Annotated in this window: 1 pseudogene; it reads left to right on the top strand. The window is 62.4% G+C overall.

Features of this window, described 5'->3' with window-relative positions:
• A pseudogene (locus tag IEY33_RS19095) lies at positions 1–561 on the top strand (IS630 family transposase); the annotation flags it as partial.

The following is a 561-nucleotide window of genomic DNA, read 5'->3' on the forward strand; positions in this document are numbered from 1 at the left end:
CTGGACGACCCCCCGTGTCCGTGACGTCGTCGGGCGACACCTGGGGGTGTGGTACCACGTCGACCATGTCCGCAAGGTGCTTCATCGCCTGGGGTTCTCTCCCCCAGAAACCTGGGAAAGGGGCGCTGGAGCAGAACGAGGAGGCCGTACGGACCTGGGTGCAGACCACTCGCCCGGGTGTCGAAAAAAAAGGTCGAGCAGAGCGCCACGCTCGTCTCCCTCGATGAAGTGGGGTTCAGTCTGAAAGGCGTGCTCCGACGGACATGGGCAAAACGGGGGGAGACGCCCCTGGTGCGTCTTCCGGCCAGTTGGCAGAACTTTTCGACGATTGGCGCGATCACGTCGAACAGGCAATTTCTCCAGCACACCCAGTCAGGAGCGGTCAAGACCGGTGATGTCCTGGCCTTCCTGAACCACCTGCTGAAGCATGTGGTGGGCGAACTGGTGGTGGTGCTGCACAACGCTGCGATTCACCGGGCGAAGGCCGTTTCGGCCTTCGTGGGGACGCAGGATCGGCTCTCGTTGGTGTACTTGCCGCCGTATTCACCGGAGTTCAATCCG

It is taken from the genome of Deinococcus aquiradiocola, assembly GCF_014646915.1.
Taxonomy (GTDB): domain Bacteria; phylum Deinococcota; class Deinococci; order Deinococcales; family Deinococcaceae; genus Deinococcus; species Deinococcus aquiradiocola.